Below are 12,644 nucleotides of genomic sequence, written 5' to 3' on the forward strand. Positions count from 1 at the left end.
TCCGATTACGTTATAATTTTTCTTCCCCTTTCTGATGCGTGCCTTCAGTACCTTTTCCCTACTGGCTGCTTTATCTCTGTGTTCTTTTGCCAGCCGGGCCCAACAAGTAACTCTTTCGCCAACCCTTTCCGACGATTCTGTGCGGGTGATGTCGGGGCTAGTGCAAACGAGCGTACGCCAGTTGCGCAGCATCTACTACGAGCCCAACGATGCCAAAGCCATTGAGTTGATTGATGCCGCCGTGCGCGACATTACGCCCCTCAACCAGCGGTTGCGTCAGTATACGGCAGATCTTAATCCTGAGCAGCAGCGCGTACTCACTCAGCGCCTACGCCAGCAGCCCTGGCAAATTGAGTTGCAGACCTTATTGCGTAGCCCCCAGTACAAGGGGTTCAACGCCCGAGCCGCCAAGAATCCAGCCCTGAAAACGGCAGCCGAACGACTGCAAGCAGCTGGCTTTATAGGCATGCCCAAGGCGGCTACGGCTGCGCGTACTGCCCCTACTCCAACGGTAGCAGCGGTTTCCCCTGCTACGTCTGCCCGGCCCACCAACAACCTGGTAGCTAGCCCTCCCACCCCTGCTACCTCCTCAGCCGCCGCCAAAAAGCACACGGTGCAAAAAGGCGAAACCCTATTCAGCATTGCTAAGCAGTACAACGTGAAGCCAGCGCAGTTACAGGCTTGGAATGCCAAGCCAGATAATGGCGTAAAAATCGGCGAAGTACTGCTTGTGGAAGCCGCTCAATAATCTTATCAAACGCATATTTCACTCAGGAAAGGCAGCACGTGGTGGCTGCCTTTTTCTGTTTATGGGTAGGTGTGAACGTGCTGCGCAACAAGGCCCTTGGGCAGCCTACGGTTCAGAACGCTCTGCAGGAATCCAAGGGGGACAAGCTAAAAAAACAGTTCTCGAATCTTTTTTTCTCAGCCTATTTTCCTCACTCGCAACTTTGTGTAGGCTGGCCGCACCAGTATTCGTGCAGCTTGGGGGTGACATAAAACAAACGCTGGAGCTGATTATAGTAATACGCCAAAATCCCTTAGCGCGCAATCTTTCCCCACGGCTGTTTCATGGGTAACTTTACTTTCCGCTTCGCGCCCTAACGGCGCAAAGCGCCTTGCCCATGCCCGTTTTCTCGCACCTTCACTGCCACACCCAATATTCCCTCCTCGATGGTCAGGCCAGCATTTCGGCCCTGATGAAAAAGGCTCAGGCCGATGGCATGCCCGCCGTAGCTCTCACCGACCACGGCAATATGTTCGGAGCCTTCAACTTCGTAGCCGAGGCAAATAAGTACAACGTGAAGCCTATTGTGGGCTGTGAATTCTACCTGGTGGAAGACCGGCACAAAAAGGCTTTCAGCCGGGAAAAGGGCGAGCGGGACGTACGTCACCACCAGCTGTTGCTAGCTAAAGACCAGGCCGGCTATCAGAACTTGGCGAAGCTCTGCTCCATGAGCTTCATTGAGGGCGTGTATTCCAAGTACCCCCGCATCGATAAGGAACTGCTGCTCCAGTACAGCGAAGGGCTGATTGCCACCTCCTGCTGCATCGGGGCCGAGATTCCGCAGGCTCTGCTGTGGAAAACGGAGGAAGAAGCTGAAAAGCTGCTGAAGTGGTGGTTAGATATTTTTGGGGAAGATTACTACATCGAGATTCAGCGCCACGGCATCGAGAACATCGACAACACGGGCAAAAGCCAGGAGGACCTGAATCAGGTGCTGCTAAAGTGGGCTAAGAAGTACAACGTCAAGGTAATTTGCACCAACGACTCCCACTACGTCAATCAGGACGACTTTGCGCCCCACGACTTGCTGCTGTGCGTGAATACCGGTGAGGAGCACAGCATTCCGGTGGGTGACTTCCAAACCAAGTACTTCCGGTTGATGTCTTCGGACAACAAAGTACTCTACGACCATTTGGACAACCTGCGTCCCCTGGCCTCGTCCGACGACCAAGTGCGTCGCCAGCTTATGCGCATTGATGAGGAAGCCCAGATGCCCAAGCCCCGCTCGCGCTTTGGTTTCCCCAACGACCAGTTCTATTTCAAGAGCCAGGAGGAAATGAACCACTTATTCCGGGATGTGCCGGAAAGTGTGGACAACACCAATGAAATTGTGGATAAGATTACGCCGCCCAAGCTGCAGCGCGATATTCTGCTCCCCAACTTCCCCCTACCTGTTGAGCACCCCACCGCCGACGCTTTCCTGCGCCACCTCACGTACAAGGGTGCATTCGAGGGCGACCGGCCGCGCTACTCCGAGCGCACCACGGAAATAGAGGAACGTCTCGATTACGAATTGCGCATCATTGAAACGATGGGCTTCGCGGGTTACTTCCTCATTGTGCAGGACTTCATCAACCGCGGCCGCGACATGGGCGTGGCCGTGGGGCCAGGCCGGGGCTCGGCGGCTGGCTCAGCGGTGGCCTACTGCGTGGGTATCACCAACATCGACCCCATCAAGTACTCCCTGCTGTTTGAGCGCTTCCTGAATCCTGAGCGTGTGTCAATGCCCGATATAGACATTGACTTTGACGACGTGAACCGCCAGCGCGTGATTGACTACGTGGTGGATAAGTACGGCAAAACCCAGGTAGCCCAGATTATCACCTTCGGTACTATGGCCGCCAAGTCCAGCATTAAGGACGTAGCGCGGGCCATGGAACTGCCCTTGCCCGCTACCAACGAGCTAGCCAAGATGGTGCCCGAACAAGTGGGTACTACCCTGCAAAAGGCCTTTGCTGAAAACCAGGAGCTGGACATGATCCGGCGCGACGATGCCCCCGACAACCTGCGCGGGCAGATTCTGCGCCTGGCTGAGAAGCTGGAAGGCTCGGTGCGCAACACCGGCATTCACGCCGCGGGCGTTATCATCGCCCCCGACGACATCACCAAGTACATACCCGTCAGTACCTCTAAGGACTCGGACCTGCTGGTAACCCAGTTCGACGGTAAGGTGATTGAGAGTGCTGGGATGCTCAAAATGGACTTCCTGGGGCTTAAAACACTCACGATTATTGTGGATGCGCTGGCCCTGATTAAGAAGAACCACGGCGTTGATATCAACATCGATGACATCCCGCTCGACGACCCCAAAACCTACGAACTCTACCAGCGCGGCGACACTATTGGTACGTTCCAGTTTGAATCCGAGGGGATGCGCATGTACCTCAAGGACCTTAAGCCGACCAACATTGAGGACCTGATTGCCATGAACGCCCTGTACCGCCCGGGCCCCATGCAGTTCATCCCAAACTTCATTAACCGCAAGCACGGACGCGAGGAAATTGAATACCCGCACGAGCTGCTGGAGCCCATCTTGAATTACTCCCAGGGCATTATGGTGTACCAGGAGCAAATTATGCAGGCCGCCCAGATTCTGGCTGGCTATTCCCTGGGTGGTGCCGACTTGCTACGCCGCGCCATGGGTAAGAAGGACATGAAGAAGATGGCCCAGGAGCGGGAGAAATTCTGCGAGGGAGCCAAAAAGCTGCACGGCATTGTGGCCAAGAAAGCCAACGAGGTATTTGACGTGATGGAGAAGTTTGCGGCCTACGGCTTCAACCGCTCCCACTCCGCCGCTTACTCGGTAGTAGCCTACCAGACGGGCTACCTCAAGGCCAACTATCCTGCCGAGTACATGGCCGCCGTGTTGACCAACAACATGTCGGACATCAAGAAGGTAACCTTCTTCATTGAGGAAGCCCGCCGCCAAGGGGTGGCCGTACTTGGCCCCGACGTAAACGAATCCATCCTCAAGTTCAACGTAAACGAAAAGGGCCAGATCCGCTTTGGCATGGCGGCCGTGAAGGGAGCAGGCGAGGCGGCCATTGAGAACATTGTAGCCGAGCGCGACAAGAAAGGGCCATTTACCGACATCTTCGACTTCTCTAAGCGGGTAAACCTGCGCGCCGTCAACAAGAAAACGTTTGAAAGCCTGGCTTTGTCGGGGGCCTTCGACTCGTTTGAGCGGTATCATCGCCGCCAGTTTGTGGAAGCCCCAGCCGGCGACCAGAACCTGATCGATAAGGCCGTGCGCATGGGCCAGCAGTACCAGCAGGAGCAGGAATCGGCCCAGCAGAGTTTGTTTGGGGGCGGAGCTTTCGGGGCGGTGGCCATGCCTCTTCCGAAAGTAGCCGACATGGAAGCCTGGCCTGCCACGGAGCAGTTGCGCCGCGAAAAGGAAGTAGTAGGCTTCTACCTGTCTGGCCACCCGCTAGACGACTACAAGCTCGAAATTGACTCCTACTGCACCTGTGGGTTGGATAAGGTAGAGAGCTACAAGAACCGCGAGGTGACGGTAGCCGGACTGATTTCCAACGTGCTATTCAAAACCACCAAGACGGGTCAGCCCTTCGTTTCGTTCAGCGTGGAAGACTACGAATCGAGCCTTAATTTAGCCCTGTTCCGCGACGACTACTCCCGCTTCTCGGCCCTTATTAACCCCCGTAACTACGACAAGGAGCAGGTACCACCCATGTATATCCGGGGTAAGTACGCCCAACGTTTCCGCGACTCCGACCAGTTTGAGTTCAAGATCCTGACCATGGAGCCCTTGTTCAACGTGGCCGAGAAGCTAGCAAATGGTGTACGCGTACAGCTCGATCTGCGCACCATTACGGAGCCCTTCATGGACCGCTTTATGGAGGCAGTAGAGGGTGCCGCCGGCTCTAAGAAGCTAGAAATTAAGTTTGCCGAGCCGCACGAGCACCTAACCGTAGACACGTACTCCCGCCGCTACCGCATCGAACCAAAAGAGTTTATTCGGAAGATGCGCGAAATGGAAATTGACGCTTGCCAACTGATTTAGGCAATCACCAGAACACAAAAAAGGGCGCCACAAGTGGCGCCCTTTTTTGTGTTCTGGTGATAAGACTACGAGCGAAGTTGCTCTTCGTCGGTGGTGTAGCCAGTCCGGTTGGTAGTCGTATCGTTGAGGCGCTCCACATCTACTTCCGTTTTGCGCACCGTGTCGCGAATGGTTTCTTCGCGCTCAGTTACTTCCTTACCAAGGGTTACTTCTTCTACCACGCGGGCTTCTTTACCTACTACAGCGCGTTCGGCACTTTCCGTAATTTCTACTTCACCTTCTTTAAAGGCAGCGAAATCAGCTTCGGTAGCCGGGCGGTTAACGGGGTGGCGCTCTACGTTCACATGCTCTTCGCGCAAACGCACGCTTGCTTCTGCTGGGCGCTCTACAATGCGGCTGCGTAGACGGGCACCGCCCGTCTGCTCTACCCGCTTGCCTACTTGCAGGTTCTCTTCAATAACCTGGGCCGATAGGCCAGCATCCGTCGTGTTGGCAGTAGCTTGGTTTGTTTGATCAGCTTGGAGGTTGTTGGCTACGTAGCCGGTTTGGGCGGCACGCTCATCTACGTCTACGGCACCAGCTTGGTCCAGAATTTCAGCGGCACGGTGTGCGTGCTCAGCTGACTGGCAATGGACGGTTACTATCGAGCCGCTTTGGCGAGCTACGTGCGAGTAACGGCTGCTGGCGTCATTATCGTCGTCGCCGCCGAACAGATTGCTAAAGAAATTGCTGATACCATCGCCCGTACGGCCGGCGGCGTCTGCTACTCCTTCGGTGGCGGTGCCTGTGCTATTGTAATAGTTGCTGCCGGAAGCATTGCCCGACTGATTGGCTCCGTGGGAGGCTACATCAACACTATCTTGAGTAAAGCCAGCGGCGGCGAGTTGACGGGCGGCTTGTTGGGCTTCTTGTGCGGTATCGAAAATTCCTACTACGGTCTGGTTCATGACAAAAAAATTAGGTGAATAGGTTAGGAGAAAGAATTAAGAATTAGTGGAAGGCGTATTGGGTGAGAGTGGGGTAGCAGCACTGGCCGCGGCGGGCTGGCGCTCTACGTGTAGTTCTTCGTGGCGCAGTGTTACGGGCTCAGTGTGCGTGGTTTGCACGACACGCTTTAGCACCCGAATCTCCTCCACCACAAGTAGGCGCGTCACAACTACTTCTCGTAGCACGGGAATAATTGTAACGTTGTCTTCATAGCGGGTACCTGGGGTAGGCGCACCGTCAGCCACGAATTGGTTGATGGCCACGCGTTCTACCAGTATCTCCTCGTGCTGAAGCGGTATTTCCAAGTGTTCCTCCCGCTCGTGCACGGTTTTGGCAAGCCGGACACGCCCGCTTTCTACCACTTCGCGAGAAACAACGGCGTGCTCCTCAATAATTGGTATTACCAGCCGCTCCTCGCTGGTGGCGGGTACGCGGGGAGGGTTCTGGGAGGGGAAAGAAGAATTCGTGCTTGTATCCATCGAGGGCTAATACGCCCTTCACTGGCTGCTGTTCTTAGTGCCGAGCTTGTTATTTTCTGCGTCCAATGCTTGCTAGTGCAATTATTTCCTGATACATAAATGCATCTATACTATTTAATATTCAGCTTCTTAGTAGCAAGAAGGACGGTAAGGAAGTTTTATAAGCTCAACAAGGCATTTGTACTATATAAAGAGGTTCAAAATTTTGCCATAGTGAGTAGCACGGGTCAAAGCCAGTGAAAACAGAAAAAGCAGTTTTTTATTTTCAATTTTTATTGAAAGTTTAAAATACACCTGTACATTTGAGCCATGCAACTCGACGAAGCCAAGCGCAAATTCATTGAAGGCTGGGGTACCCTCGGTTCCGCCTGGGGCGTTAGTCGCACAATGGCGCAGGTACACGCATTATTGCTGGTATCGGTAGGGGCGCTGAGCACCGAGGATATCATGGACCAATTGCAGATTTCGCGCGGTAACGTCAACATGAATGTCCGGGCCCTTATGGACTGGGGCATTGTGCGCAAGGAGTTGCGCCCTGGTGAGCGACGTGAGTTTTTCTCAGCTGAGAAAGATATTCACCGCGTAGCTACCTTAATTCTACAGGAACGCCGCCGACGCGAACTTGAGCCGATTATGCGCGTGCTAGGCGAAATAAGCCAGGTAGAGCCCTCGCCCGCTGCTACGGCTGAAGAAACGGAAGCTTTTACCAAGATGATAGGCAACATTCAGAACTTTGCTGATTTCGCAAACCGGGCGGCCTCTACCCTTATTAAAGCGGATGAAAACTGGTTCTTGAGCACCTTTATGAAGCTAATGCGCCCTAATGGCTAAAAGGGGAGCTTATTTTTTTGCTTATATATTTCAATTTTTATTGAAAGTTTAAAATACATCATCACACTACCTCATCCATTGCTTCTTTACCTCTTACTGTCATGGCACGTCCTAAAATGATTCTGGCTGGTGGTAGCGGTTTCTTAGGAAGACACCTAACGCGTCATTTTACCCAGTTGGGTTACCATGTGGTGCTATTGAGTCGGCGAAACACTCCCAGTACCGTTCAGTGGGATGGCTGCACCCTAGGGCCATGGGCAGCTGAGTTAGAAGGAGCCGCCGTACTTCTCAACATGGCTGGTCGCTCAGTAGACTGCCGCTATACGGCCCGCAACAGAGCGGCTATTACGCAAAGCCGCATAGAAAGCACCCGCGTGTTGGGCGAAGCTGTGGCAGCCTGCCAAAACCCGCCGGCCGTATGGATAAACTCGTCTACTGCCACCATATACGAGGACACTACCGGCGACGCACCCGTCAATACGGAAGCCACGGGCCGCATCGGTCGCAACTTTTCGGAGATGGTAGCTCAGCAGTGGGAAGCTATGTTCTGGCTGACGCCTACCCCAAGCACGCGGCGCATTGTGGTGCGGACAGCTATTGTGTTGGGGGCCGATGGCGGGGCATTACCTGTAATGGCTCGGCTAGCAAAGTTTGGCTTGAGTACACCCCAAAGCACCGGGCAGCAGTGGGTAAGTTGGCTGCACGTGCAGGATTTCTGCCGGGCCATAGAATTTCTAATAGGGCGCCCTGTGCTGGAAGGAACCTTCAACGTGTGTAGTCCGCATCCTATTCTGAATCAAGAACTTACTAGCCTGCTCGATACGCACTACCGGCCAAAGTGGCACATACCGCAGCCGAAGTGGCTGCTAGAGGTCGGAGCCTTCCTGCTGGGTACTGAAACCGAGCTGGTTTTGAAAAGCCGCAAGGTAGTTCCTCGGCGCCTGCAGGATGCTGGCTTTCAGTTCCGATACCCTACCTGCGCCGGGGCCTTAGCCGATTTATTAGCGCAAGTAGCTTAGCCGCCCTCTTCCCCATCTGCTTTTTTACGCGCTTTTACTTTTTCTCACCTTCACCTTAATTCTCAAAGCCATGAATTACTATTTGCTGGTGTACGGGCTGTATTTGCCCACCACGGTGCTCCTCACCCTATGGGTAGCACGCACGCTTTTTACCAATGGCCGCACCTTCCTAGTCGATATTTTTCATGGCAATGAAGCTCTGGCCGACTCCGTGAATAAGCTTCTGCTCACTGGGTTCTACCTCATCAACGTTGGCTACGCTACTCTTACGTTGCGCAGCACCGATACCATTAGAAGCTACCAGTCGGCAGTAGAGACGCTTAGCATCAAGCTGGGCACCATCCTTCTCATTCTAGGAGCGATGCACTTCCTCAACCTGTATGTGTTTTATAAGCTACGCAACCGGGCACAAGCATACGCCCGGGCCTACCACTCGTAACTACTAGTAGGTGTGCAATACGGTCCCGGTGGCCTAGGCAGCGCGTGGTTGGCATCATCGGGGCTTAGCCGCCATTGGTGGGGTAGGCTGTCATCTTGGCCGAGTGAACTTTCCGGCCCGACGCTTGTTGAATCGCAATCTGCTACCTTGCGGCCCGGTTGACCGTAAACAGCACTCACATTCCATTAAACCCCCTACTGTTATGGGACATAAAGCCATCGAGATTACCGATGCTAACTTCGACCAGATCATCAACTCCGATAAGCCCGTGCTCGTGGATTTCTGGGCCGAGTGGTGCGGCCCTTGCCGCATGGTAGGCCCGGTAGTAGAAGAACTGGCTGGTGAATACGAAGGCAAAGCCGTTATCGGCAAAGTTGACGTGGACTCTAATCCGCAGACTTCTGCTAAATTTGGTATCCGCAGCATTCCTACGCTGCTGGTATTCAAAAACGGCCAAGTAGTAGACAAGCAGGTAGGCGCCGTGCCTAAGCACGTGCTTGCTCAGAAGCTTGATGCTCAGGTAACTGCCTAAGGCTTGTCGTTTTGGAACGCTGAAAAGCAGTAGCTTTTCATACTCCCTTAAAATGCCCCACTTCTCTCAATGAGGAGTGGGGCATTTTACGCTTATAGGGGTTTGTTTAGCAGTAGGCAATCAGTTAAAACAAGAGATTTTTTCGCCCTACCCCTGTCAAAATACCCCTGCTTTCCAGTTAGGCCGCTATATTTAGCCGTTAACCCCTAGTGTAGCGTAGGTCCCGATGGAAGCTGTCTTACCTATTTTGTTTGCCTCAGTAGCGGGCATGGGCCATGCCTTTGAGCCCGACCATTTACTGGCCGTAGGTAACATGATTTCGCGCCGCGATACGCTGGCGGAAGCCTTGCGCGACGGCGTCTATTGGGGGTTGGGCCACACAACCATGCTAGTACTAGTTGGGTCGGTCATCATTCTGGGGCGGGCTACATTTCTGCACTCCGGTTATTTCGAAGCGGCAGTGGGTGCCATGCTCATTGCTATGGGCATCATGCGCCTGCTCGACTGGGGTAAGCCCCCCAAAACCGGCCGCTACCAACACCGTTTTGCCTACACCGTGGGGCTCATGCACGGGCTAGCCGGTAGTGGCGCCCTGGTTTTGCTGGTGATGAGCGAAATCCGCACTACCTGGCTGAGCATTCTGTACTTGTTTATTTTCGGCATCGGCTCCATTTTGGGCATGTGTGTAGTAGCGGGCCTGTGCAGTGTTCCTTTTACCCAGCGCATGAAAATCAACCGCTACCTCAAGGCCGGGGCCGTTACCGTGTCGTCGGTGATTTGCATTGTATATGGCGGCTGGATGATTTATACCAACGTGCTTGTCTAACCCCTTGCTGCGGCTGTAGCGGCCTTTCCCTTTTGTCTGCTCGTTATGCACCTATCCCCCAAAGACCTCGATAAGCTGGTGCTGCACCAGGCCGGTTTTGTGGCCCAGAAGCGCTATGCGCGCGGCCTCAAGCTAAATTACCCCGAGGCACTGTCTCTCATTGCTACCCAGCTGCTAGAGTTCATTCGCGACGGTGAGCGGGTAGATGTACTCATGAACAAGGGCAAGCAATTACTGGGTTTCCAAGACGTGCTGCCTGGTGTGGCAGAGCTATTGGCCGAAGTGCAGATAGAAGGCACCTTCCCCGATGGTACCAAGCTCGTCACGGTGCATCACCCCATCTGCCGCGAAACGGGCGACCCTACGCTGGCCCTCTATAGTTCGGGCCTAACGCGGGCCGAGCCGCTTGCTACCCCCGACAACACCAGCAGCCCCATTCCCGGTGAGTACCACTTAGCCCCCGGCGAACTGCTTCTGAACAAAGGACGCGCTACCGTGGAGCTGGACGTAACCAACATGGGCGACCGGCCAGTGCAAGTCGGCTCGCACTACCCCTTCTTCGAGACGAATGCGTCTCTTCAGTTCGACCGTGCCCTCTCCTACGGCTACCGCCTCAACATCCCGGCCGGGACTGCCGTGCGCTTCGAGCCCGGCGAGCGAAAGCGGGTAATGCTGGTAGCGCTGGGCGGCGAGCGTATCGTGTATGGTGGCAATGGGCTGATTGATGGAAAGCTAGATGATTCAGCAGTGCGGGAAATGGCGGTAGGAAAACTCAGCTAGTCGCTGCCAATTTGTGCTTCATACTATGGCCTGACTTCTTGACTCATATAAGCCTATAGTTATAGCCTTCTGAAACGTGGCCTATGTCGGGCTCATGCTTTTGATGCTCTTTATTATTAGCCTGATGCACGCATTGTAAGGCCACCAACTACTTCTTAAACCCATTTTTCATGTCCCTTCCCATCGACCGGCGCGCGTACGCCGATATGTACGGCCCCACTACGGGCGATACCGTGCGCCTCGGCGACACAGACCTGCTCATCATGGTGGAGAAAGACTACTCTACCTACGGCGAGGAATGCAAGTTCGGGGGCGGCAAGGTGCTGCGCGACGGTATGGGCCAAGCCGCCGGTATAGGCCAAGCCGACGCGCTAGATTTAGTAATTACCAATGCCTTGGTGCTGGATTACACTGGCATTTTTAAGGCCGATATTGGCATCAAGAATGGGCGTATTGTGGGCATTGGCAAGGCCGGCAATCCGCATATTATGCCGGGCGTGACGGCCGGTATGGTGGTAGGCGTGACGACGGAAGTAGTAGCCGGCGAGGGACAGATTCTTACTGCTGGCGGCATCGACTGCCACATTCACTTCATCAGCCCCCAACAGATTCCGGAGGCGTTGGCTTCCGGCGTGACGACCATGATTGGGGGCGGCACCGGGCCAGCGGCGGGCACCAACGCCACCACTTGCACGCCGGGCGCCTTCTACTTAGAAATGATGCTGAAGGCTACCGAGGCCTACCCGCTCAACTTCGGTTTCCTAGGTAAGGGCAATTCCTCCAAACCTGAGGGCTTGATTGAGCAGGTTGAGGCCGGCGCCTTGGGCTTCAAGCTGCACGAGGACTGGGGCACTACGCCCGCCGCCATCGACCAGTGCCTCACCATTGCGGAGCAATATGACGTGCAGGTGTGCATTCACACGGATACACTCAACGAAAGCGGCTTCGTGGAAACCTCTACTGCTGCCTTCAAAGGCCGCACCATCCACTCCTACCACACCGAAGGGGCCGGGGGCGGCCACGCCCCCGACATCATCAAAATCTGCGGAGAGCCTAACGTGCTTCCCTCCAGCACCAACCCCACGCGGCCCTTCACAGTGAATACCATTGATGAGCACCTCGATATGCTCATGGTCTGCCACCACCTCGACCGCAACATTCCCGAGGACGTAGCCTTTGCCGAAAGCCGCATTCGGGGCGAAACCATTGCCGCCGAGGATATTCTGCACGATATGGGTGCCCTGAGTATTATTTCCTCCGATTCCCAAGCCATGGGCCGGGTAGGCGAAGTAATTACGCGCACCTGGCAAACGGCCCACAAGATGAAAACCCAGCGCGGCCTACTCCCCGAGGACGCGGCAACCCAAACGGATAACTTCCGCGCCCGGCGCTACGTGGCCAAGTACACCATTAACCCGGCCCGCGCCCACGGCATCTCGGAAGAAATCGGCTCGGTAGAGTTGGGCAAGCTGGCGGACTTAGTACTGTGGAAGCCACAGTTTTTTGGCGTGCGGCCAGAAATGATTTTGAAGGGAGGCATCATTGCGCAGTCGCAAATGGGCGACGCCAATGCGTCTATTCCCACGCCCCAGCCTTCCTTTTCTCGGCCTATGTTCGGGGCGCTGGGCGGTGCCATTGGCAAGACCTCCATGGTGTTTGTATCGGCGGCCTCGGTAGAGCACGTGCGCAATACCTACCGTTTGCAAAAGCAGGTAGTAGCGGTGAAGAACTGCCGTACGGTGGCGAAAAAGGATATGGCTCTGAACGACTACCTGCCCAATATCGAGGTAGACCCCGAAACCTACCGCGTGCTCGTGGATGGTGTGCACCTTACGTGTGAGCCAGCTAAAAAGCTCCCGCTGGCTCAGTTGTATAACCTGTTCTAGGCGGCGCACCTCTACGCCGAAAAAGCCCAATGGCTAACCACTTAGCTTAGTCTC

The 12,644-nt window shown here is 54.8% G+C and carries 11 protein-coding genes; 9 read left to right on the plus strand and 2 right to left on the minus strand.

What is annotated here, in order from left to right:
- Positions 1-34: 34 nt before the first annotated feature.
- Together CHB83_RS05410 and dnaE are read left to right on the plus strand one after the other, a co-directional pair.
- A complete protein-coding gene (locus CHB83_RS05410; protein ID WP_089331941.1) occupies positions 35-748 on the plus strand; it encodes a LysM peptidoglycan-binding domain-containing protein in 714 nt (237 codons plus the stop codon).
- 376 nt (positions 749-1,124) lie between these two features.
- Positions 1,125-4,811, plus strand: coding sequence for a DNA polymerase III subunit alpha (gene dnaE / locus CHB83_RS05420; protein ID WP_089331943.1), 3,687 nt, complete (start codon positions 1,125-1,127; stop codon positions 4,809-4,811).
- A gap of 65 nt (positions 4,812-4,876) precedes the next feature.
- Here dnaE and CHB83_RS05425 read toward each other — a convergent pair whose 3' ends face one another.
- Both CHB83_RS05425 and CHB83_RS05430 read right to left on the minus strand, forming a co-directional pair.
- On the minus strand, positions 4,877-5,758 hold the full coding sequence (locus CHB83_RS05425; RefSeq protein WP_089331944.1) for a YsnF/AvaK domain-containing protein: 882 nt from the start codon (positions 5,756-5,758) through the stop codon (positions 4,877-4,879).
- A 36-nt stretch (positions 5,759-5,794) separates the two neighbouring features.
- Positions 5,795-6,277, minus strand: coding sequence for a YsnF/AvaK domain-containing protein (locus tag CHB83_RS05430; RefSeq protein ID WP_045687602.1), 483 nt, complete (start codon positions 6,275-6,277; stop codon positions 5,795-5,797).
- A 309-nt stretch (positions 6,278-6,586) separates the two neighbouring features.
- Between CHB83_RS05430 and CHB83_RS05435 the strand changes: the two genes are divergently transcribed.
- From CHB83_RS05435 to ureC, 7 genes are all read left to right on the plus strand, one after another.
- Positions 6,587-7,108 (plus strand): GbsR/MarR family transcriptional regulator, encoded by a 522-nt coding sequence (locus CHB83_RS05435; protein ID WP_045687603.1) that lies wholly within the window; start codon positions 6,587-6,589, stop codon positions 7,106-7,108.
- A gap of 101 nt (positions 7,109-7,209) precedes the next feature.
- A complete protein-coding gene (locus CHB83_RS05440) occupies positions 7,210-8,127 on the plus strand; it encodes a TIGR01777 family oxidoreductase (RefSeq protein ID WP_089331945.1) in 918 nt (305 codons plus the stop codon).
- Between the two features lie 70 nt (positions 8,128-8,197).
- Positions 8,198-8,566 (plus strand): hypothetical protein, encoded by a 369-nt coding sequence (locus tag CHB83_RS05445; RefSeq protein ID WP_089331946.1) that lies wholly within the window; start codon positions 8,198-8,200, stop codon positions 8,564-8,566.
- A gap of 202 nt (positions 8,567-8,768) precedes the next feature.
- Positions 8,769-9,098: a thioredoxin gene (trxA, locus tag CHB83_RS05450; protein ID WP_044003005.1), complete on the plus strand. Its 330-nt coding sequence runs from the start codon at positions 8,769-8,771 to the stop codon at positions 9,096-9,098.
- A 226-nt stretch (positions 9,099-9,324) separates the two neighbouring features.
- Positions 9,325-9,924, plus strand: coding sequence for a hypothetical protein (locus CHB83_RS05455; RefSeq protein WP_089331947.1), 600 nt, complete (start codon positions 9,325-9,327; stop codon positions 9,922-9,924).
- A 45-nt stretch (positions 9,925-9,969) separates the two neighbouring features.
- The gene (locus tag CHB83_RS05460; RefSeq protein ID WP_089331948.1) at positions 9,970-10,704 is read left to right on the plus strand and encodes an urease subunit beta; all 735 of its coding nucleotides are present in this window, start codon (positions 9,970-9,972) and stop codon (positions 10,702-10,704) included.
- Between the two features lie 170 nt (positions 10,705-10,874).
- Positions 10,875-12,590: an urease subunit alpha gene (gene ureC, locus CHB83_RS05465; protein WP_045687608.1), complete on the plus strand. Its 1,716-nt coding sequence runs from the start codon at positions 10,875-10,877 to the stop codon at positions 12,588-12,590.
- The last annotated feature ends 54 nt before the right edge of the window (positions 12,591-12,644 follow it).

It is taken from the genome of Hymenobacter mucosus (assembly GCF_900188255.1).
Classification (GTDB): Bacteria; Bacteroidota; Bacteroidia; order Cytophagales; family Hymenobacteraceae; genus Hymenobacter; species Hymenobacter mucosus.